This is a genomic window from Agarivorans sp. D1326, from assembly GCF_056958115.1.
In genome coordinates this window covers 1-20,642 of the sequence record NZ_JBTWEN010000006.1, presented here as the reverse complement: position 1 = coordinate 20,642, position 20,642 = coordinate 1, and the positions used below count along the sequence as shown (strand labels likewise).

General features: G+C 43.9%; 20 protein-coding genes and 3 tRNA genes. 8 read left to right on the top strand and 15 right to left on the bottom strand.

Features of this window, described 5'->3' with window-relative positions; translation table 11 throughout:
- Nucleotides 1-19: 19 nt before the first annotated feature.
- Together ACYFDN_RS12610 and ACYFDN_RS12605 are read left to right on the top strand one after the other, a co-directional pair.
- Nucleotides 20-994, top strand: a complete 975-nt coding sequence (locus ACYFDN_RS12610) for an acetylxylan esterase (protein ID WP_483511390.1) — start codon at nt 20-22, stop codon at nt 992-994.
- On the top strand, nt 987-1,715 hold the full coding sequence (locus ACYFDN_RS12605; RefSeq protein WP_406609136.1) for an esterase family protein: 729 nt from the start codon (nt 987-989) through the stop codon (nt 1,713-1,715). Before ACYFDN_RS12610 ends, ACYFDN_RS12605 begins: the two co-directional genes overlap by 8 nt.
- A gap of 209 nt (nt 1,716-1,924) precedes the next feature.
- Here the strand turns inward: ACYFDN_RS12605 and ACYFDN_RS12600 are convergent, their stop codons facing one another.
- The 5 genes from ACYFDN_RS12600 to ACYFDN_RS12580 form a co-directional block, all read right to left on the bottom strand.
- On the bottom strand, nt 1,925-2,428 hold the full coding sequence (locus ACYFDN_RS12600) for a hypothetical protein (RefSeq protein WP_483511388.1): 504 nt from the start codon (nt 2,426-2,428) through the stop codon (nt 1,925-1,927).
- 178 nt (nt 2,429-2,606) lie between these two features.
- Nucleotides 2,607-3,605, bottom strand: a complete 999-nt coding sequence (locus tag ACYFDN_RS12595) for a CobW family GTP-binding protein (RefSeq protein ID WP_338621854.1) — start codon at nt 3,603-3,605, stop codon at nt 2,607-2,609.
- A 181-nt stretch (nt 3,606-3,786) separates the two neighbouring features.
- Complete coding sequence (locus ACYFDN_RS12590; protein ID WP_406609138.1) at nt 3,787-4,197, bottom strand: MerC domain-containing protein; 411 nt, start codon at nt 4,195-4,197, stop codon at nt 3,787-3,789.
- 30 nt (nt 4,198-4,227) lie between these two features.
- Nucleotides 4,228-4,701, bottom strand: a complete 474-nt coding sequence (locus ACYFDN_RS12585; protein ID WP_406609139.1) for a Fur family transcriptional regulator — start codon at nt 4,699-4,701, stop codon at nt 4,228-4,230.
- Nucleotides 4,702-4,937: 236 nt separating this feature from the next.
- Complete coding sequence (locus tag ACYFDN_RS12580; protein ID WP_483511387.1) at nt 4,938-6,797, bottom strand: TIGR00341 family protein; 1,860 nt, start codon at nt 6,795-6,797, stop codon at nt 4,938-4,940.
- A gap of 440 nt (nt 6,798-7,237) precedes the next feature.
- On the opposite strand from ACYFDN_RS12580, the gene ACYFDN_RS12575 reads away from it, so the two are divergent.
- From ACYFDN_RS12575 to ACYFDN_RS12565, 3 genes are all read left to right on the top strand, one after another.
- Nucleotides 7,238-8,032 carry a transporter substrate-binding domain-containing protein gene (locus tag ACYFDN_RS12575; protein ID WP_016403930.1) on the top strand — a complete coding sequence of 265 codons (795 nt, stop codon included), beginning with the start codon at nt 7,238-7,240 and terminating at the stop codon, nt 8,030-8,032.
- A 100-nt stretch (nt 8,033-8,132) separates the two neighbouring features.
- A complete protein-coding gene (locus ACYFDN_RS12570; RefSeq protein WP_152779609.1) occupies nt 8,133-9,080 on the top strand; it encodes an amino acid ABC transporter permease in 948 nt (315 codons plus the stop codon).
- A 19-nt stretch (nt 9,081-9,099) separates the two neighbouring features.
- Nucleotides 9,100-9,825 (top strand): amino acid ABC transporter ATP-binding protein, encoded by a 726-nt coding sequence (locus ACYFDN_RS12565; protein ID WP_040307693.1) that lies wholly within the window; start codon nt 9,100-9,102, stop codon nt 9,823-9,825.
- Nucleotides 9,826-9,898: 73 nt separating this feature from the next.
- On the opposite strand, the gene ACYFDN_RS12560 is transcribed toward ACYFDN_RS12565, so the two are convergent.
- A complete protein-coding gene (locus tag ACYFDN_RS12560; protein ID WP_483511385.1) occupies nt 9,899-10,765 on the bottom strand; it encodes a LysR family transcriptional regulator in 867 nt (288 codons plus the stop codon).
- A 155-nt stretch (nt 10,766-10,920) separates the two neighbouring features.
- Between ACYFDN_RS12560 and ACYFDN_RS12555 the strand changes: the two genes are divergently transcribed.
- Together ACYFDN_RS12555 and ACYFDN_RS12550 are read left to right on the top strand one after the other, a co-directional pair.
- On the top strand, nt 10,921-11,643 hold the full coding sequence (locus tag ACYFDN_RS12555) for a sulfite exporter TauE/SafE family protein (RefSeq protein WP_249483604.1): 723 nt from the start codon (nt 10,921-10,923) through the stop codon (nt 11,641-11,643).
- A gap of 188 nt (nt 11,644-11,831) precedes the next feature.
- On the top strand, nt 11,832-12,323 hold the full coding sequence (locus ACYFDN_RS12550; RefSeq protein ID WP_152779615.1) for a VOC family protein: 492 nt from the start codon (nt 11,832-11,834) through the stop codon (nt 12,321-12,323).
- A gap of 57 nt (nt 12,324-12,380) precedes the next feature.
- Here the strand turns inward: ACYFDN_RS12550 and ACYFDN_RS12545 are convergent, their stop codons facing one another.
- From ACYFDN_RS12545 to gltX, 9 genes are all read right to left on the bottom strand, one after another.
- A complete protein-coding gene (locus tag ACYFDN_RS12545) occupies nt 12,381-13,235 on the bottom strand; it encodes a DUF3626 domain-containing protein (RefSeq protein ID WP_483511383.1) in 855 nt (284 codons plus the stop codon).
- Between the two features lie 239 nt (nt 13,236-13,474).
- Nucleotides 13,475-14,470 carry a GGGtGRT protein gene (locus ACYFDN_RS12540; RefSeq protein WP_152779619.1) on the bottom strand — a complete coding sequence of 332 codons (996 nt, stop codon included), beginning with the start codon at nt 14,468-14,470 and terminating at the stop codon, nt 13,475-13,477.
- Between the two features lie 11 nt (nt 14,471-14,481).
- On the bottom strand, nt 14,482-15,174 hold the full coding sequence (locus tag ACYFDN_RS12535) for an iron-sulfur cluster assembly scaffold protein (RefSeq protein WP_221076469.1): 693 nt from the start codon (nt 15,172-15,174) through the stop codon (nt 14,482-14,484).
- A gap of 131 nt (nt 15,175-15,305) precedes the next feature.
- The gene (locus tag ACYFDN_RS12530) at nt 15,306-15,707 is read right to left on the bottom strand and encodes a hypothetical protein (protein WP_483511381.1); all 402 of its coding nucleotides are present in this window, start codon (nt 15,705-15,707) and stop codon (nt 15,306-15,308) included.
- 123 nt (nt 15,708-15,830) lie between these two features.
- Nucleotides 15,831-15,906 (bottom strand) — tRNA-Ala (locus ACYFDN_RS12525).
- A 21-nt stretch (nt 15,907-15,927) separates the two neighbouring features.
- Nucleotides 15,928-16,003: transfer RNA gene (locus tag ACYFDN_RS12520), tRNA-Ala, on the bottom strand.
- Nucleotides 16,004-16,146: 143 nt separating this feature from the next.
- Nucleotides 16,147-17,844 (bottom strand): SpoIIE family protein phosphatase, encoded by a 1,698-nt coding sequence (locus ACYFDN_RS12515; protein WP_483511380.1) that lies wholly within the window; start codon nt 17,842-17,844, stop codon nt 16,147-16,149.
- Nucleotides 17,844-18,155, bottom strand: a complete 312-nt coding sequence (locus ACYFDN_RS12510) for an STAS domain-containing protein (RefSeq protein ID WP_016403941.1) — start codon at nt 18,153-18,155, stop codon at nt 17,844-17,846. Before ACYFDN_RS12510 ends, ACYFDN_RS12515 begins: the two co-directional genes overlap by 1 nt.
- A 613-nt stretch (nt 18,156-18,768) precedes the next feature.
- Nucleotides 18,769-20,256: a glutamate--tRNA ligase gene (gene gltX, locus ACYFDN_RS12505; protein ID WP_406609145.1), complete on the bottom strand. Its 1,488-nt coding sequence runs from the start codon at nt 20,254-20,256 to the stop codon at nt 18,769-18,771.
- A gap of 229 nt (nt 20,257-20,485) precedes the next feature.
- Here gltX and ACYFDN_RS12500 point away from each other — a divergent pair.
- Nucleotides 20,486-20,561 (top strand) — tRNA-Val (locus ACYFDN_RS12500).
- Nucleotides 20,562-20,642 lie beyond the last annotated feature (81 nt).

Genomic DNA, 20,642 nt, shown 5'->3' with positions numbered 1-20,642 from the left:
TAAACGAAGATAGCGAAATATGCCCAGCAAACTTAAACATGATTTTGAGTTTGAGCCAGACTACGGATACACCTTAAGCCAACTTAAAGCGCTGCATCCCGATGATCGACCCAGAGGTTTTAAAAGCTTTTGGCAAAACAAATATCAGCATGCCCTGCAAATTAGGCCCGACGTCGCTATTCAAGATTGCCACCAAAACACTCCCAACTGGCGCATTTTTAAGTGCTATTACAACTCCACTAAGCAAATGCGTTGCGGCGGCTGGCTGCTACTTCCCCACTCGGGTGTAGTAAAACAAGCAATCATTAGTGCCCATGGTTATGGTGGTATCGAACAAGTAGACTGCCCAGTATCGCTTTATAACACAGCAGTGTTAATGCCCTGCTCACGGGGCATTGGCTTAAGTGCCAAAGCACCTATTTCAGACAACCCCATGTGGCACGTACTGCACAACATTCAAGATAAAGAGCGCTACATTATTGGCGGTTGTGTTCAAGATTTATGGTGTGGAGTTAGCGCCCTGTTACGCCTATTTCCACAAGTTACTAATAAAATAGGCCTAATGGGCAGCAGCTTTGGTGGCGGACTGGGCATATTTGCTAGCGCCTTTGACCCACGCATTCAGCGAGCTCATTTTCATGTGCCCACTTTTGGTAATGTAGCGCTGCGTTTAAAGCTGGCTACCCACGGCAGTGGCAAAGCATTACAAGACTTTTACCAACAGCAACCCAAACTCGCATTAAGTACATTACGCTATTTTGACTCAGCCACCGCAGCCACGTACTTAAGCTGCCCTAGCCATTGGGCCTTGGCTTTATTTGACCCTTTTGTCGCGCCACCTGGGCAGTTTTCGGCCTACAATAACGCTCCTAAGCCTAAACAACTTACAGTGCTAAAAGCAGGCCATTTCGACTACCCAGAGCAACAACAGCAGCATCAACAGGTTAATCAACAATTGGCTACATTTTTTGGTGAGCTCACTAAGCATGAATAGAGAATATCATCGTTGGTGGAGCCCCAATTTACATCGCGATATGGAGCTGTTGGTATTTGGTCACGCAGGGGCTAAAGTGCTGGTATTTCCTACTCGCGGCGGGCGTTTTTATGAATACGAGAACCTAGGGCTAGTTAACTCAATCGCTCACAAAATAAATGCCGGACAGCTGCAATTATATTGTGTAGATAGCATCGATATAGAAAGCATGTATTGTTTTTGGGCCCACCCTGCTGGGCGTATTCAGCGCCACCAGCAATACGAAGACTACATTCTGCGCGAAGTACTGCCCTTAATGGCGCAGAAAAATGACCACCCTTGCACCATCTCTCACGGATGCTCCTTAGGTGCTTATCACGCCGCCAACATTGTATTTCGCCACCCTCACTTGTTTAACAAGCTGGCAGCTTTTTCGGGCCGTTTCGACCTTACTTGGCAGGTTGAATCTTTCAGTGATTTGTTCGAAGGCTTTTATAACGACAACGTCTATTTTCACACACCTACCCACTACCTAGTAAACCTAAACTGCCCTCAACGTTTAGCCGAGCTAGCCAATACCGATTTACTGTTCATTATTGGTAATCAAGATCCCTTCCTGCAAAATAACCACACCCTAAGCCATATCCTTAATCACAAAGGCTTAAATCATCGAATGATTGAATGGCAAGGCCGCGCCCACCGCGGACGTTACTGGCGACAAATGGTGCCGTTGCATTTGTAGAGAAGGTACAGCAGTTAAACATAATTCTGTAAAACTTCACAAATAGGCTTCACTTTCCAAGTAAATGGCTTTTGAGTATAAGCTCCAATCAACGAATTGGCATTTGCTTTAAACTCAATTTATTCATGATGCTTTATTCATTCTTAACGCTTCACGAAAAGTAAAAACTACTGAGTAGTTATATTTCAAAGCATGAATAAAAAGGGGTTTTAATTAAAAATAATGCCTTTTTTTAGCCGGCCTACCGAAGACTCTCTATTCTTATACAGCCAATATATATATCCTGCCCACAAAGCGAAATTTGATATAATCACCCACAAACGAGAAGTAGCCTGATTATAGCTTCTATTAGCATATTTATAGTAATGTTTTCCAGAAACCACTACATCCCAAACTTCTACATCATAAAAAACTCCCCACATTTCTGTGGAGTGGGTTCTTATCTCAGCACTTTTTCCAACCAAGGAAAGTACCTCTTTATAACCTTTAAAGCACGGTAAACTAAGGTAGTTTGACGTGTCTGAGTCTAGCTTCACCCCAAAACTACAACTGCTCTTCTTTCCAATTGAATTTGATTTACGAGTAGATAAAACCTTACCTTGATGAAGCTCGAGTTGATTAAAGCTAGGAATTGGAAGGTTGCTCCTTTGATAGTGATATAAACTAAATAAAAAAAGCAAAAAACCTGGTAGCAGTTGACTCATCAACTTCATTACACATCCTTGTATATGGCCAGCGAAAGGCCATAAATAATAGATATATATTTAAAACTATCAAGCAATTAATTTTTTTATCACTTAAGGATGCAAGGATGTAACATTTACTTTCAAACAACTAAACTAGGAATGTAAGAATAGTATCCTAGCATAGCTAAACTTCGCCCCCCCTTACCTACTCTAACAAACACTCAAGCAACCTTGCTTCTAAACCATCATCTAGCTGATCTGCGATCACTTCTATGCGGCTTTCTAGGCAGTCATCTAGCTCAGCTTCGCTTAGACCATCGCTGGTGTAGTTGTAGCCAAATACGCCGCTGCTAGTGATAAATACGGCTTTAATGCGCTCTACTTTTAAGCTTAATAGCAGCAAACACAGCTTCTCGCGGTCGAATACTTTATTAGGTGAAAAACGCCATCCTATACTGTTAAACCCTTCGCCTTGGTTGCTGGCTTTTAAGTAACCACTCTCTGGAATAACTTGCTCGGAAGCTAGAGGTTTATCGTGCCCATGATGATGATGTTCATCAGGTGCATAGCTACCCGCCGTAACGCCTTGCAGGCAGCTAATGTCCATCTGGCCGTTTTTGCTAAACAGAACTTGCGCACCTTTGCGCCCGTGTTGAGCAACATATTCACGTAGCTGTTGCTGCTCATCTGTTTGATAAAGGTCTAACTTATTGCCTATCACTGTATCGGCTATTGCGATTTGTTGGTTGAAAGTTTCGTGGTTAGTGTAACGGGCATCACTAAGGTTTCTGGCATCCACTAAGGTTATGGTTTTGTTTAGTGCTAACACTTGTTGGTAATACTTGGATGAGAGCACTTGTAACACTTCTTTGGGATGACCTAATCCGGTAGGTTCGATGAGTAGCCTGTCTGGGGTTGATTCACTTAACAATTGATTTAATGCGATTTGCATTGGCAAGCCCGCAGCGCAGCACATGCAGCCTCCTGGTACTTCACGAATATACACTTGTTGCTGCTGATGTTGGCCTTGTAGTAAGGCGCCATCTATACCAATTTCGCCAAACTCATTTACGAGTACCGCCCAGCGTTCGTTTTCTGGTTTATTGCGCATTAGCTGCAAAATAGCTGAAGTTTTACCTACACCTAAAAAGCCAGTGATGATATTAGTTGGTACGGCGCTAATGGGCTGGCGCTTACTGCTCATGGTTTGTGTTCCAATTAATTAATAAGGTAAGCATTGCTGCAAAAACTAAGTATTGGTTATAGCATTACTTAACTGAGGAAAGAACGTTGATTACTAGACTAACTCAACCAAGCCTTTAAGTTTAAGACTTGGTTTAATGATGGGGCTAAACAAGTAATACAGGTTAAAAAAGCTGAAAGACTTAATGCTCTGGGCAATCGCAATTGTTGTGATCATGCTGGTGACACAAACGATAGTTCATCCAGTGGCCAACAGCTACTAACGTTGCGCCTAACAAGGTAAGCGATTTTTCGCCAATTTCCCCAATACGGTCTTCACCAAGGGCGACTGCCAAAATCAATAGAGCCAAACCTGCAATACCCCATAGCAGCACTTTGGTTCGTTTGTGTTGTTTACACCCCATGGTGAGTGCATAAGCACTAATGGGTATAACCGCTACGACCATCCAAAGGTGAAAAGCCTCGTTGTGTAAAGGTAGCGCAACCATGCTGGGAACTAAGACAAACAACAGAGGTAACACCAAACAATGAATGGCGCACGCAAATGATAAACCGATGGCGAACTTATCGCCGATTGCTTGAGTGACTTTCATTAACTTTCCTTGTTTTAAATGTTGATTAAATTAAGCCGCTTGCTGAATACAGTCTTCGCATAGGCAGTTCATTTCCAGTTGCTGGCTAACTAAGGTAAAACCAGCCTGCTCAGCATTTTGTTTTAGCTCATTAATGGTTGAAGCTGCGATGCTGATTTCTTTTACTTTGCTGCACTTACCGCATATCAAAAATTGCGGTACCCCATGGCTATGGCTGCAGCAAATATGCGCACAAGCGACATATTTATTGGCCAAGCTAAGTTTGTGCACAAGGTGCTCGGTTTCTAGAAAATCAAGGATGCGATACACCGACATGGCAGGAATGCTTTGGTCGAATAGTTGCTTACAATAATCGGTGAGTTCATAAGCAGAGAGCGCTTTGTTTGACTGCACCAAGCCAGATAACACCTGTTTGCGTTTGGTGGTTAAGCGAACACCTCGTTGCTTGCAGTGTTGCTCGGCATGTTGAATAACGCTATCAATTTGCATCATAAATTTGCTCACATTTTGTTTTACTTGGTTAAAAATAACCCGCCGACAAATGTTACGTTATATCATAACTGTAATTCAAGGCTTATTTTGATTTTATGTTCAAGGTAAATTGCAATGGCCTTGTTAATAGTAAAACCAGTTTGACCAACCAACCTTTAGGCGCTTTATAAGTAGGAGTAAGAAAGAGGCTATATGTTGTATCACTTATAGCCTTTTTAGAAATATATTCAGAGCAATAACAAAAGACATTAACGCCGAATAATGATTGAAGCTTCTAACTGGAAGCTACGCCCAAGCTCTTGTTCAATGCGCGCTTTAAGCCCATCTAATTGTTGGTCGTTTAGTGAATGTTCACTAACCAACTGCAAATGTAAAGTGAGCGGCACGGTGCTTTGGGCGCGCACTGTTCGCAGTAATACCTGGTTAAAGGTTTTACCTTGTAGACGCTGCACTATTTGTGCTTCTTCTGATAGGCGGTTAAAGCTAAATACCAAAGGAATACTCACAAGGGTCACTGCGACTAAAGCGATGCCAAGCCCCTTTTTGGCGCGGGTAAACGGGGCAAAACCTAAGGCCAAAAACGTTAAAGCGGCCGAAAATACAATCCCGGCTAAGTTAGTTAAAAACAACAAAAAGGCGCCAGATGCCACACCAATATTAAGCCAGCCTAAGCCTATGCCAGTTACCGCTAAAGGCGGCACCAACGCCACCGCAATAGCAACGCCTGCCAAGCTTTTGGCCGCATCAATTCGCGCATGGGCATAAGCACCGGCAATGCCGGAGATAATTGCCACTCCTAAATCAAGTAAATTGGGGCTTAGGCGCGCCGAGATTTCGGGCGTAATCACTTCCATTGGAATAATAAAGCTGGCGCTTGCAGCAAAGCCCAAGGCCACACACAAGCCAGTAAACAAAGTACCTAAACTGGCGGTCATTAAACTGGGATCTTGGCGAGTAAGCGCCATAGAAAGCGAAATAATCGGCGCCATTAACGGCGCTAAGATCATCGCACCAATTATCACCGGTGCCGAGCTGGCATATAGGCCAATGGTAGCTAACAACGTAGATAATACCATTAAGGTTAAAAAGGCCGGCGAGGTAGTGGCGTTGTCACGTAACAGCTGGTAAAGGTCTTTGAATTCTTCTTTGGCAGCATGGGCAATCCAAGGCAATGGCTTAGCTGCTAAGGCATTTATCGCCTCGCCCTCCGGCAAGTTGGCAATTTTGCGGCTCTCTTTTACTGCAGCGGCGCTGTCTTGGCAGAGCATGTCTGCAGAGGGCAATATACTCAAGGCGCGGTGTTCGCAGTCAATGGTTAAGCTATTGGCTTTTGAGAGGATGCCATCGTGCCAGTACTCCAGTTCACTCTCACCGCTAACCTGTATCGATTTAGACTTAATTAAACTAAGAAAGCGCGGCTTTTTAACCACTCGGCCAAACATAGCAAGTACTAAAAAGCGGAACATTTCCATTATGCTGCGAGGTGCTAGCAGCATGCTTTCTAACATGCCGTCGTTACAGTGAGTATCGGTGAGTATTCGTTTAGATAACATTGAGCCTTGGGCATGTTCAATAATGACTAGCCCCACTAACGAGGTTTCTAAACAGGTGTCACTGCCAGTGGTTAAGCTGAGTTTTTGCGGTTTAATATCGCCAATTTTTCGAATATTTTGCCAAGTCTGGGCAATGCGCTGTCGCCACGAGGCATTGTGCCCGCCAGGTCGCAGGTTAAAGCTATGCCCTACCACTAAGTGATTTAACACTACTTGTTGGTTACAACGCAGCACATCTACTTTTGTGGCTTCGGCTTGCTGAAACTCCGCCAATGCTTTCTCTGGAGAGTTAGCCAAACTAAAAGCCCGGCGGGCATGGTTTGCTTTAGGGTGAGGCAATACCGCAACCACCCATTGTTGCTCCACAGCAAGCCCAATGACAGTAGTTAAGCTTTCATCACTGAGATAACAATAAACCAAGCTTTCGGCTTTAAACTCGGGCGGTTGGTTCGCATCCCACATTTTTGGCAATATTACATCATCGAACAGCGGAACGAGCTTTTGACTCACCATGTCGCTGGCGTCGGGCTCAAATAATAAAAAACTATCAGCCATTCCTGTTTCCATACAAGAGTTTAGATCTTACCTCAGCATGGGGGCTGTCGCTTAAAACTGCAAGTAACAGCCCTACCAGTTAGTACCTATTTTTTAGCGTTCTGCTCATTTAGCACTGCCTAAATATTCTACATTTAGCCTTGATAACCATAGATTTTCTTTGTGGCTTAAAATTTTTTTATCGTTAATAACAAATAAAACAGTTAAACAAGCAGCACGACTAAAGCCTTAATTTGCGGGCATTTAGACGTCCATGCGGCTAACTAAACTTGAAAGCATCGTTTATTTTGTAAACAAGATGCAAAAAACCGCCGCTATTTTTTTCTAGTGTATTCTGCTATAACTTCCCTGAAACACTAAGGGTTCACGCTGTTTTGCAAGGATAGTGCAGAATATGAACTCAATAAAAATAACGAATTAAAAACACAACAAGGACCATTATGAAACGTGTCATTCAATCTGCGATTGCCGCAGTAACACTGTTATCAAGTGCTGCTTTTGCTCAGCAAACATTGCTACAAGAAATCACCGAATCTGGCGAGCTACGCGCTTGTTTTGATGCGGGCTACATGCCATTTGAAATGAAGGCCAAAAACGGCCAGTTCATTGGTTTTGATATTGATTTAGGTAAGCAAATGGCGCGTGCAATGGGCGTTAAATACGTACCAGTAAACACCGCTTGGGACGGCATTATTCCTACCCTACTTACTGGTAAGTGTCACCTAATTATGGGCGGCATGACCATTACGCCACAACGTAACATGCAAGTTAACTTTGCAGACCCATACGTAGTCATTGGCCAATCAATCCTACTTAGCCCTAAATTAGAAGGCAAAGTAACCAGCTACCGTGACCTAAACAGCGACCAATACACTGTGGTAACTAAATTAGGTACTACTGGTGAAGGTGCAATTAAGCGCTACATTCCTAAAGCTAAAGTAAACCTATTTGAAACCCAATCTGAAGCGGTACTAGAAGTGACTAACGGCAAAGCCGATGCCTTCATTTACGACTTACCGTTTAACGCGATTTACGCGGCAGAAAACCAAGGTCAACTAACTCACCTAGATCAACCGTTCACTTTTGAACCACTAGGTTGGGCTGTTCGCCAAGGCGATCCTGATTTCTTAAACTTCTTGAACGGTTACTTGCGTCAAATTAAAGGTGACGGCACCTACGACCGCATTTACGACAAGTGGTTTAAAGACGACGCTTGGTTAAAACAAGTTCAATAGTAAGACTTAAGTGGCTGCCCTTAGCAGCCACTTTTCTTTACTAAGCGCGCCTTAAGCGTGCTTAGTAAAGTAAAACCAAATTTTAATAAAAGAGCTTCAGATGCAAACTCAAGCAAGCAAAATTCTGTGGAATGGTGTTTTTGTTGCCATTTTACTTAGCCTATGCGGACTCATTTATCTGTCGGGCGAAAAAATTGACTATAACTGGAACTGGCAACGTGTTGTTCCTTACATCGTAAATAACGAAGCAGCCAGCATTACTGCGCCGCAAGACGGCAGTATTGAAAGTAATGCAGCAGGCCAGCTGCAACTAGTGTCTGATGGTGGCGAGGTATTAGTAAATCTCGCTGAGTTTGAAAACATCTCAGTATACGAAGGTGACCTAGTATTTGAAGGCGACCAACTAGCCTCCTCTGAAGAGTGGCGAATTGGCCCGCTCACCGAAGGCTTAATTGTTACGATTAAAATTTCATTATGGTCATTGGTATTTGCCATTTTGCTTGGCTTAGTGATTGGCTTAATGCGTATCGCCGACAACCCAGCGCTACGTAAGCTGTCTATCACCTATATTGAAATTATTCGCGGCACACCACTGCTGGTACAAATTTTCATTGTGTACTTCTTCATTGGCACCGTATTCGACTTAGAACGTTTTACTGCAGGTGTAATTGCTTTATCGGTGTTTACTGCTGCCTACGTAGCCGAAATCATCCGCTCAGGTATTCAATCTATTCCTAAAGGCCAAATGGAAGCCGCCCGCTCTTTGGGTATGAACTACCCACAAGCCATGGTGAACGTGATTTTACCGCAGGCCTTTAAGCGAACCTTGCCACCAATGGCGGGCCAGTTTATTAACCTGATTAAAGATTCTTCATTGGTATCAGTGATATCCATTACTGACTTAACCAAAGCCGGTCGTGAAGTAGTTAGCGGTAGCTTTGCACCTTTTGAAGTATGGTTTACTGTAGCCCTACTTTACTTGGTACTTACCAGCAGCCTGTCTTGGGCTATTCAACGCTTAGAAAAGAGGTTAGCTGCCAGTGACTAAAGATTACCAAGGCAACGACATGATTGTTGCAAAGAACATAAACAAAATTTACCCCAATGGCTGCCACGCATTAAAAGACGTATCGGCAACGGTAAACCGTGGCGAAGTAGTGGTGATTGTGGGGCCTTCTGGCTCGGGTAAGTCAACGTTTTTGCGTACCTTAAACCAGCTAGAAACCGTAAGCAGCGGCACCATTCATATTGATGGTACCGATATGTACGCTAAAGGCACCAACATTAATAGCCTGCGTGAAGAAGTAGGCATGGTGTTCCAAAACTTCAACTTGTTCCCACACAAAACAGCCTTAGGCAATGTAATGTTAGCGCCACTTAAAGTGGCCAAACGCCCCAAACAACAAGCCGAAGACGAAGCCAAAGCCTTGCTACTTAAAGTAGGTTTAGCAGATAGAATGGGCAACTACCCTTCTCACCTATCTGGCGGCCAGCAGCAGCGCGTGGCGATTGCACGAGCTCTGGCGATGCAACCTAACATTATGTTGTTTGACGAGCCCACCTCGGCGCTTGACCCAGAAATGGTAGGCGAAGTATTAGATGTAATGAAAGGCCTCGCTGCCGACGGCATGACAATGGTGGTAGTTACCCACGAAATGGGTTTTGCCCGTGAAGTGGCAGACCGAGTATTGTTTATGGAAGATGGCGAGCTCTTAGTAGAAGCTACGCCAGAAGCCTTTTTCGATAAGCCTAGCCACCCAAGGCTGCAGCAGTTTTTGTCGATGGTTCTTTAACGAGAACTTGAATTAAGCGACTAAAAAGGGAGCTTAAGCTCCCTTTTTGTTTGCCTGTCTTACACCAACATCTTCAACTAAATTGCTGCCAAAACGCCCGCACAATCTCTTTATCTGCGCGCTCACGCAACTTGATTAAATAAATGGGCACTTGGCTACTATAAGCAAATTGCTCTACTTTCAAGCTTACCAATAAGCCCTGCTCTAGCTCTTGCTGCACAATATGCTCGGGCATTCTTGCCCAACCTAAGCCCGCTAACAGCAACTCCTTTTTCAGATGATAATCATTAACATACCAGCGTTGGCCGCCAGCAATCACATTAATATTGTCTGAGCGAGCCTCGGAGCCAGAATCAGCCAATAAAATATGTGGTTTGTTACGCAACATGCTTTGTTTAAGCACTTGCTCGCGCTGCTCAAACAAATGTGGTGCCGCTGCCGTTATCATGTCAACTTTGCCTACTTCTACAAAATCAAAGCGGCCATCTAAGCCTATGTTGGGTGCCAAGGCTAGATCGGATTGTTGTTTTAACAAGGCCTCTAAAATGCCCGATAAATGGCCAGAGTCTAAGTTAAGTTGCAACTTACTGTAGTGTTTTGAAAAAGCTTCTATTTTGCTTACCAGCGGTGGCAAATAGCACATTGGGCTTAGGGTGAGAGCAAGCTCCGGATCGGCGCCTTGCGCAAGCTCATGGCCTAACAGCTCTAACTCATTAGCTTGTTTAAGCAAACTTTTGGCTTTAACTAAAAATCGCTCTCCTTCTGCGGTAAGTGTGGGGCGATAACTAGAGCGATTAAACAGTGTAATAGAAAAATGCTGCTCTAAGCTTTTAACCGAAGCGCTCAAGGTAGGTTGAGTTTTATTTAAATGCTGCGCTGCTGCCCGAAAACTTCCCAGTTGGGCAACACTCACAAAGGCGCGTAGCTGCTCATGATTCATACTCACTCTCGATATAGATACCCTTACAAACAGCTTAATCTATATAGATAAATACAATCAAGATTATCCAAATAAGTGATTATTTATCTTTCATGGCATTTGCTATTCTGCGCAGCACATTCACAAGCTCAATGGCTTACATTGAAAGAGGTAAAGTGGATAGCACAATCATCATCTTGCACCTAGTTGCTTTATTAACCGGAATTTCTAAATTCTCTATTGGAGGAATGGGCGCACTTATCTTGCCCTTGTTACTCATCGCCTATCCCGATGGGCAAGCACTGGCGATACTCATCCCAATGTTTTTACTCACCGACATTCTCACCATGGCGGTATATCGCCACAAAATAGCATGGCGAATTCTACTGCGTTTGTTGGTATTTATGGTGTTGGGCTGTGGGCTTGGTGCACTGCTGCTCTCTTATTTGGACCCTGGCGAATTTACCCTAGCTATTGGCTCTATCATTCTTGGTATGCTGGTTTTAAGTATCTACTTGGAACGCAGTAACTCACAATGCATGAAAACACCCGCGGTAGCTGCTGGCAGCGGCGTATTTGCCGGCTTTATTAGCATGACCGCCAATTCTGCTGGTCCAATAATAAGTTTATATATGATGCAGCAACAACTAGGTAAAACCAGTTATGTAAGCACTCGCGCCTGGGTAGCAGGCTTAGTTAACGTAGCCAAGGTTCCTATGCTAATCAGTATTGGCTTGCTCAACATAGAAACAGCAAAAACCAGTTTAAGTGCACTGCCTAGTCTGCTAGTTGGTTGCGCCTTGGGTTTTCTTATACTCAAAAAGATAAACTTAAAACAAATGACCTGGGCAATTAGAGTGCTTATTTTGTTTGCCGCGATAAAGCTGCTATTCAACTAAGCTAAACACGGCTAGATTCGCCCCCAATAACTCTACAACGCGGCTTGTCTTCCGCTTCAAATTAGATAACAAAAAATTATCAAATTAATAATTTTTAATAATTTCATAAAATTTGCCGAGCTGCATATACTTTCTCCATCGAAGCAAAACAACGCAACAGTTTACAAATTAAGGTTTGGAGAAGAATTATGAAAATGAATCACGTAGGTATCATGGTTGGCGATATGGACAAAGCGGTAGAGTTCTACACTAAAGCGCTAGGCCTTCGCATTGTAATGAATAACACTAAAGTAATTGAAGAGCGCGAATCTGCAATCGGTCGCATGTGTATCGCAGTATTTGGTGAAGGCTTCAAAGGTTTTAATATTGCCCACCTTGTGACTTCTGACGGTATTGGAGTGGAACTGTTTGAAATGAAAGAGCGCGATGAGCGTCACGAAGTAGACTTCTCTCGCCTTGGCATCTTCCATTTCTGTTTACAGCTACCCAAAGAGCAGTTTGATTCAGCAATCAAACGTGTTGAAGAATTTGGCGGTAAAGTGCGCATGGACATTCACCGTTATCACCCAGAAGATGATTCTAAGCAAGCACAAATGGTTTACCTAGAAGACCCGTTTGGTAACCTATTTGAGTTCTACTCGCACTCTTACGAAGACACCTATGCCTCTGATTACGAGTAAGTTATATAGGTACCAAAAGGCTTAGCAGCGATGCTAAGCCTTTTGCTTGTTTAACTACTACGCAGAGGTAATGCTTAAAGTAGATGAATACCCAAACCTAGCAAGGTAGTGCCAGATTTTCTTTATGTCTTGTTCGTCGTAAGCCTGTTGAGTTATCGCTAGCCCTAGCAACCTTGGGTTAATAATCCCGTTCTGCGCAATCTCTTTAGCTAGCTCAATAAAACGCTGTCCTCGATAATCTGGATAAAGACTCATACTCTCAAGACTCAGTTCAAAGCCTTTATGCCATTTAACGGGAACACCTAGCTTTAAGGCATGCTCTTCAACAACGCTAGAGTGATAACAGGGATCAAGTACCAAACATTCAATATCATCTTTTATCGATAGAACTCCGTGAATGTGCGCTTCGATATAATCATCAAGCAAGTCGTCATTTGAGGCATTCGCTTTGTCGATAAGACTATCTAACTGGCTACACACAGCAAAGTCTTCGGGAGTAAAGTAGCTGTCGGGATAACAAAAGGTAGTGCGTTCTAGTACCTGTGGCTTTAACTCAAAATAGGCAGAGCCAAATCGGCAAGAAGCACCTGTTTGATACTCTCGAAAGTTAAGTGCGCCATATTTAGGCCTAAGACTATTATCGGCGTTATTATAAGCGCCATCAAATGCCTTTTGCTCCCATAGCCAGCGCTCGCCGCCCTTATAAGCACTAAGCCCGCCGTTGCTAGTTGCCGTTTCAAACTGAGATTTCAAACAGCCATCTTGAGCGATTGCAAGCAGTAAAGGGATACCTGTGGTGGTATAACGATCGGGATGAAAGTTTATGGTTACTCGGTAGTTACCTGGTGTGGAGTGCCCTTTAGACTTCTTTCTGACATTATCGATTGCTTGCTCTACAACTTTATCGCTCATTCATTCTCCAATTATCATTTTACAGCCTTCACTCTATCGCTAAGCAAGCGGCAATAAAAAGGGATTAAAATCAATCAAACAATTATGGCATACCCCAAACTAGCTCGATTAGCCTTTTGTTATTAGCGTTCAAGTTTCTTATGTGCACTCGAACGAAACAAAATATTTACTAGCAGTTCACTAACACTAAAAAGCCACCCAATAGGTGGCTTTAATATAATTTTTGCGGAACCTGCCGTTTACTGCGATTGCTCTACCGCCACACTCACCGCAACACTAGCCCCCACCATAGGGTTGTTGCCCATGCCGACTAAGCCCATCATCTCTACATGCGCCGGTACTGAAGAAGAGCCCGCAAATTGAGCATCACAGTGCATTCTACCCATGGTATCGGTTAACCCATAGGAAGCTGGCCCTGCACCAACATTATCCGGGTGCATGGTTCGCCCAGTACCACCGCCAGAAGCTACAGAGAAGTATTCTTTGCCCAGTAACAAGCGCTCTTTTTTGTAGGTGCCCGCAACCGGATGCTGAAAACGCGCTGCGTTGGTAGAGTTACCAGTAATTGATATATCCACGCCTTCGTGATGCATGACTGCCACACCTTCAACCACGTCGTCGGTGCCATAACAGCGGATAGTGGCTCGATGGCCTTTACCAAACACTTTTTCACGAGTGATATTGAGCTCGCCGGTTTGATAATCAAACTGCGTTTGCACGTAAGTAAAACCGTTCATACGCGCAATCATATAGGCGGCGTCTTTACCAAGGCCGTTAAGAATCAGGCGCAGCGGTTTGCTTCTTACTTGGTTTGCATATTCAGAGATTTTAATCGCCCCTTCTGCAGCGGCATAAGACTCGTGGCCAGCCAAGAAGCAAAAGCAATCTGACTGAGTAGAAAGCAAGCGAGAAGCAAGTTGGCCATGCCCTAAGCCCACCTTACGTTGGTCGGCTACCGAGCCTGGCACACAAAAACTTTGCAAGGCCTCACCTATAGAGAGAGCAGCTTGCTCAGCGGTTTTATCTTGCTTTTTAATTGCAATGGCTCCGCCCAATACATAAGCCCAAGCGGCATTTTCGAAAGCAATTGGTTGAGTGGTTAAGGTAATGTCATGTGGGTCAAACCCGCGAGACTGACACAGCTCTCGAGCCGCTTCCAACGATTCAATTTGATACTGGGCTAAGGTTTGCTCAATCCGCTCAATTCGGCGCTCTTTTCCTTCAAATTCTGCCATGATACTGCTCCCTATACCTTTCGCGGATCAACATATTGAACGCCATCTTCGAAGCGCCCATAATGAGATTTGCTGTCATTTAAGGCTTGATTCGCGTCTACACCATCGGCAATTGCACTCATCATTTTGCCCATTTGCACTATCTCGTAGCCGATGATTTCGTTGTCTTCGTCTAAGGCCATACGTGTAACATAACCTTCTGCTAGTTCTAAATAACGAGCCCCCTTCGCTTTGGTGCCATAGGCTGTGCCTACTTGCGAACGCAAGCCCTTACCTAAATCATCTAAGCCGGCTCCAACAGGCAGGCCCCCTTCAGAAAACGCGGTTTGACTGCGTCCATAAGCGAGATTTTCAAAAATAGAACGCATAGCGACATTAATTGCATCACAGACCAAATCGGTATTCAGGGCCTCCAACAAGGTTTTCCCGGTCAAGATCTCTGATGCCATTGCCGCTGAATGGGTCATACCAGAGCAGCCTACAGTTTCAATTAAGCATTCTTCAATGATGCCGTTTTTAACATTTATGGAAACCTTGGTTGCCCCCTGATGAGGCGCGCATGTACCCACCCCATTTGATAAACCTGAAATATCGGTAACTTCAATGGCGTTCACCCACTTTCCTTCCATTGGGATCGGTGAGTTTCGATGGTCGGGCCCGCGAGCAATTGGACACATTGACTCGATGGTATTGGTAAAAGACATACTTAACACTCCTCAATTCACACGTCTTATCAAGAGGATAGACGATAAGTAAACAAGTAAGCGGTCAATTCCTTAGCTAAGAAGAATTAACCGTTTTAGCGATGGTATTGTTTGGTTTTTTTTGTGAGATGTTAATAGGGCAAACGTGAGCAGTCGTTGTCACTTTGAATGGCTTGATACAGTGAGTCTCCATTGCTAGCGTTTATCACCAGTTTAACTCTTACCCCACGATACAAAGACTGCTGGTCGACTTTGCAGATATCGGCCCTTATTTGTTGGGCAAGCAGTTCGATGTCTTTAGCACTAGAGCCTTGTTCGGCTAAAGTAAAGTGGTAGTGAACCAAGTCTCCTTGAGCGCTGGCAGTAGCATTAACCGACTCAATCATGAACTGGCGTTGCTGCTGGTTATAACTTGCTGCTAAAGCTTGTGCAGCTTGGTCTCGAGTGGGTAGAGGTTCGGCTAAAGAGGCTGTCGTAAAGGCCGCTAAACCAGCGACCAATAAGCATGGTAAACCAAGATTGCGGATAAACATAAGCGGTACTCAAGGTAATACATCAGACTTTGAGTGTAGTAAGTAGCGGCTTAAAGCAACAATAGATAGCAACAGAAAATTACAACTACTGTTAGTTGTTCGATACAGAATAAGAAGGAAAATTGGTGGAGCTACGCGGGATCGAACCGCGGACCTCTTGCATGCCATGCAAGCGCTCTCCCAGCTGAGCTATAGCCCCGATATACGGTAGGGTGTGAATTGGTGGAGCTACGCGGGATCGAACCGCGGACCTCTTGCATGCCATGCAAGCGCTCTCCCAGCTGAGCTATAGCCCCAAAATCACACTGCTTTCAACACAATATCTGCCGAAAGCGAGCAGAATTCTAAGCAGCGGGAACTAGAGTGTCAACCGTTTTTACTAAGAAACGAGCCACTTGCTCATTTAGCCAACAATTCAAGACCATTTATAGAATTTTGTTTAATGTTGGCAGCGGTAAACCGCAGTAACGCAGTTGCCTTGCGGATTAAACGTCATGCTTTCGCAAAGAGACTCAACCAAACGCAAGCCTCTGCCCGAGTATTGCTGTTCAGCACTTTTTTCAGCAACTTGTGAGGCTTCAAACCCATTGCCACTGTCAGCAACTTGAATAGTGAATTGTCGAGTCTGCTTTCCATCAAATTCAATCGCAATGTTTACCGAGCCTTCGGTAAGTTGTTTGGCTCTGCGTTTACGCTGGCGATAATACTCTTCAAAACCACTAGCAGAAGTTTTTATCGCCGAATCTAGCCCTAATACGCCATGTTCAAAGGCGTTATTAAACAATTCACTGACTACGGTAAATAAAATATTGCGGTCGGTTTGGTGTACCGACAGCTCTTGCAAGGTGGTCATCAATAGGGGGATAGGCGTAAATTTTTTAAGACTGATAGCGTCTAACTCTAGTTGCCAACTCCATTGCCCTGCAGCCAGTGGACCAGCGTTATAAGTATCGGCTGCGTGTTGGTTTGGCCTATTTAATAAGTCGGGCACTTCTACCATGCTGATATCATCGAGTTGCTCAGCACCTTCACAAAATCCTTCTAGTGCATGCTGAATACTGGCAATAAAAGAGGGATGGCTCGCCTTATCAGTAATTGCATTTATTAAACGCTGTTCGCCAAACATCTCGCCACTAACACTAAGCGCTTCGGTCACCCCGTCACTTAATAACACCACATGGTCATAGGGTAACCAAGGTAGCGTTTTAAGGTTGAGTTCTACTTCGTTTTGAATACCTAGAGGAATTGATTCAGATCTTAGGCGCTCACGAATACTCTGTTGTTGAGTATTGTAAACAAGTAGCTCTGGCATGCCGCCATTCCAAACCGTTAAAGATTTTTGCTGAAGCGAGAGCTCTACAAATATACCGGCCATAAACATACCAGTGGGTAATAAGCGATGCAGGCGACGGTTAATTTGCCGAAGAATGGCTTCTCCAGTGTAACCTTTGCGGGTCATGCCTCTAAAAATATCGGCAACTGGCATTGCACCTATTGCTGCTCGCAAACCATGCCCGGTAAAGTCACCCAGCAAAACATGAATGTCGCCATTTGGGCGATACTCTGCAAAAACAACATCTCCGGAAAAGGTAGACGCGCTATCTAGCGATACAAGCAGTTCTTGGTCGGCACAATGTGAGTTAGCCACCGCGCTACTAAATACTCGCTCGGCTAGCTCTTCTTCCTCTTGAAGCTGGTTATGCAGTCGGCTTATTTCATTGTAAATAGCTCTAGTACGCTCAAAGCCAAGGGCTTTTGCTTTGAGTACCGCTTGATGAACAGGCTTAAATAGAATGTCGTCTCCGCCACAGGCAATGCACTTAACCAATGCATCCACTTCATTTTGCGCGGTAACAAATAAAACTGGGGTAAATTTTTGAGTACTTAAACGTTTAATTTCGGCGGTTGCTTGATAACCATCCATTACTGGCATCAATACATCCATGAACACAATATCGATATTTTGCTGCTGAAACAGCTCTACCGCTTCTCGGCCATGTTCAGCAAATACCACCTGATAGCCAATATCACTAAGTATTTTCCCCAACAACAAACGATTTATGCGGGTATCGTCAACCACTAGGGCTGTGCCTTTAACCGCCTTGTTAAGAAAACTTAGCGTATCAACTTCAAACACTAATTTTCGATTTTAAGTAGTTTATCGAAGTTGGCTATTTCTAAAATTTTTAAAATTGCCGGTGAGGGTTTACGAATAGTAAGGGCTTCAGCTTGGCTTTTTTCAGCATGTTCTTTGAGCAATAACATCATACCTAATGCAGAACTATCCATATAATCAGCACTGCTTAAGTCAAGAATGAGCTGAATTCCCTCTACCGATACATGCTCGTAGCAAGCTCTAAAGTCACGGTGCAAAGAATAATCAAACCTACCGGCCACACTAATAATAAGCTGACCTGAATCTTGATCTAACTGACTACTAATAGACATCGAATCTCCTTGTAACGATCACTATTGGTTTATGCTAAAAACCAAATTTAGTTGATTTCACTTAACCAAGTGCTAAAGCGTTCCTTGCTTCAAACTTATTCATGTTCACTCAGTCATAACTTATTGCTTAATATCCACAATCAAGCTTAGTGCAACCACAACAATAGCAAAAAAAAAGCCAAATACTAGATGCTCAAGACTTTATTTATAAATAAGTCATTTGTGAATAAGCATCTTACAAATAGGCTTAGCAACTTTGGCTCTAAACTAGGCTTTCAGCATGTTATACCATTGTGTCAATTTGGTTACAAAATTGGCATTGAAACGCAATGTAAATGAGATCTAAAGAAGGTTTTTAATGTATAAGCACTGGTCAAAAAACAAACTGTGAAGCAATTCAAGGTAATCGCTACAGTGCTTGATGCAAGATGAGTTATCTACTGATGCATAATATAGGAACACGATGAGTATTAGACTTCAATTGCAGTTCTTGCTGGCACTAGGTTTACTGCTTGCGGCTTGTGGCAGCATGTTATTGGTATAAACAAACTATTTACGCTAAGAAATAAAAAAGCCAACGCTTAGCGTTGGCTTTTTAAGTATTAACGGCGGTTTACCAGCTAGCTTTGTATGCGCGATATGCTTTATCTAACGACTTAGCTTGCTTCTTACTGACGCCAATATGGCTTAGTGCAAAGCGTAAACGTGCTCGGCTCATGTCTGAACCAAGAATAGCCATAGCATCAACTACCGAGGTAGAACTGGTTTTGCCAGTAACTGCCACAAAAATAGGCTCTAAGAAATCACGAATTTTAACGTCTAGATGAGTAGATAATTGCTTAGCTACCGCAAATACCGTGTCTTTGTCCCATTGACGCTGCTCTTCTAATTGCCAAATAAACATCTGCAACAAACTACGAACTTGCTCTTCTTCAAGTTTACCTGCGGTAAGCAGCTCAGGTGCATATTCTGGAATGCCCGATACAAAGTGCCCAGCAAGCGGTGCTAAGTCACTTAATACATCTAAACGCGCTTTTGCTTGCGGAATAATGCTCATCAAGGTTTCTTGGTTGTAAGCCCACTCAACTAAACGTTGAGCTAACTGCTCATCGCTTAGCTCTTCACGGATCCACAAACCGTTTAACCATTTCAGTTTTTCTACATCAAATACTGGACCGCCAAGCGATACACGCTTCATATCGAAATGCTCAATCATTTCTGCCAAGGTGAATTTTTCACGCTCATCAGGCATAGACCAACCCATGCGGCCTAAATAGTTAAGCATTGCTTCTGGCAAGAAGCCCATCTTGCGATAGTAATTTACGCTGGTTGGGTTTTTACGCTTACTTAGCTTGCTCTTATCCGGGTTACGCAACAACGGCATGTGACCAAGCACTGGCGCTTCCCAACCCAAGTCTTGATATAACTTCAGCAGTTTTGGCGCAGAGTTTAACCATTCTTCACCGCGGAATACGTGGGTAATGCCCATTAAGTGATCGTCTACAACGTTAGCCAAGAAGTAAGTTGGTAAACCATCGGCTTTAAGTAGCACTTGCATATCTACCTGTTCCCAAGGGATCTCAACTTCACCACGTAAATAGTCGGTAAAGCTAAAGCTACCCGACTCAGGTATTTTCATACGCACTACGTAAGGTTTGCCTTCTGCTAGGTTAGCAGCAATTTCTTCAGCGCTAAGTTTTAAGCCTCGGCCATCGTATTTAGGCTGTAAGCCTTCTGCCATTTGCTGCTTACGCATTTCATCAAGCTCTTCTGACGTAGCAAAACAGTAAAACGCTTTACCTTCATCAATAAGCTGTTGAGCGTATTTCTTGTATATGTCACTACGCTCGCTCTGGCGGTATGGGCCAGCGGCTCCGCCACAATCTGGGCCTTCATCCCAGTTCAAACCTATCCAGCTTAGGCTGTCGTAGATGGCTTGTTCAGATTCGCGTGAACTACGCGCTTGGTCGGTATCTTCAATACGTAGAATAAATTCGCCACCATGTTGCTTGGCAAAACAGTAGTTAAATAATGCGATATAGGCGGTACCTACATGTGGGTCACCCGTTGGTGAAGGTGCTACGCGAGTACGAACTGTCATGTTTATTCTCTAGTTAAATAGTTGACCGAGTTGAATGGCGCGGATTTTACCACACCCAACAAAATTCGCTAGCTAAGAGCCACACTCAAAATACGCTTAATTTGCTAACATTCTGGCCAATACAGCGGCCTAAATAGGCATTTTGACGAGAATTTGTGCAAGCAGTCAGTTTCCTTAAAATTTGCGTTGACACACACGCAGACCACCCTATAATACGCCACCACAAGACGGTCGCTTAGCTCAGTTGGGAGAGCATCGCCCTTACAAGGCGAGGGTCACTGGTTCAAGCCCAGTAGCGACCACCATATTTAAAGTAAATGGTTCTTTGAACGGTTTGCTAGTAACACAAAATTCGGTCGCTTAGCTCAGTTGGGAGAGCATCGCCC

Excerpts from the sequence above, each read along its gene's own strand:
- ACYFDN_RS12530 (WP_483511381.1), bottom strand. The coding sequence starts at position 15,707 with ATGTTTATCCGCAATCTTGGTTTACCATGCTTATTGGTCGCTGGTTTA.
- ACYFDN_RS12605 (WP_406609136.1), top strand. The coding sequence starts at position 987 with ATGAATAGAGAATATCATCGTTGGTGGAGCCCCAATTTACATCGCGAT.
- ACYFDN_RS12510 (WP_016403941.1), bottom strand. The coding sequence starts at position 18,155 with ATGTCTATTAGTAGTCAGTTAGATCAAGATTCAGGTCAGCTTATTATT.
- ACYFDN_RS12550 (WP_152779615.1), top strand. The coding sequence starts at position 11,832 with ATGAAAATGAATCACGTAGGTATCATGGTTGGCGATATGGACAAAGCG.
- ACYFDN_RS12600 (WP_483511388.1), bottom strand. The coding sequence starts at position 2,428 with ATGAAGTTGATGAGTCAACTGCTACCAGGTTTTTTGCTTTTTTTATTT.
- ACYFDN_RS12545 (WP_483511383.1), bottom strand. The coding sequence starts at position 13,235 with ATGAGCGATAAAGTTGTAGAGCAAGCAATCGATAATGTCAGAAAGAAG.
- ACYFDN_RS12590 (WP_406609138.1), bottom strand. The coding sequence starts at position 4,197 with ATGAAAGTCACTCAAGCAATCGGCGATAAGTTCGCCATCGGTTTATCA.
- ACYFDN_RS12610 (WP_483511390.1), top strand. The coding sequence starts at position 20 with ATGCCCAGCAAACTTAAACATGATTTTGAGTTTGAGCCAGACTACGGA.
- ACYFDN_RS12560 (WP_483511385.1), bottom strand. The coding sequence starts at position 10,765 with ATGAATCATGAGCAGCTACGCGCCTTTGTGAGTGTTGCCCAACTGGGA.
- ACYFDN_RS12595 (WP_338621854.1), bottom strand. The coding sequence starts at position 3,605 with ATGAGCAGTAAGCGCCAGCCCATTAGCGCCGTACCAACTAATATCATC.
- ACYFDN_RS12565 (WP_040307693.1), top strand. The coding sequence starts at position 9,100 with ATGATTGTTGCAAAGAACATAAACAAAATTTACCCCAATGGCTGCCAC.
- ACYFDN_RS12570 (WP_152779609.1), top strand. The coding sequence starts at position 8,133 with ATGCAAACTCAAGCAAGCAAAATTCTGTGGAATGGTGTTTTTGTTGCC.
- ACYFDN_RS12580 (WP_483511387.1), bottom strand. The coding sequence starts at position 6,797 with ATGGCTGATAGTTTTTTATTATTTGAGCCCGACGCCAGCGACATGGTG.
- ACYFDN_RS12540 (WP_152779619.1), bottom strand. The coding sequence starts at position 14,470 with ATGGCAGAATTTGAAGGAAAAGAGCGCCGAATTGAGCGGATTGAGCAA.
- gltX (WP_406609145.1), bottom strand. The coding sequence starts at position 20,256 with ATGACAGTTCGTACTCGCGTAGCACCTTCACCAACGGGTGACCCACAT.
- ACYFDN_RS12575 (WP_016403930.1), top strand. The coding sequence starts at position 7,238 with ATGAAACGTGTCATTCAATCTGCGATTGCCGCAGTAACACTGTTATCA.
- ACYFDN_RS12535 (WP_221076469.1), bottom strand. The coding sequence starts at position 15,174 with ATGTCTTTTACCAATACCATCGAGTCAATGTGTCCAATTGCTCGCGGG.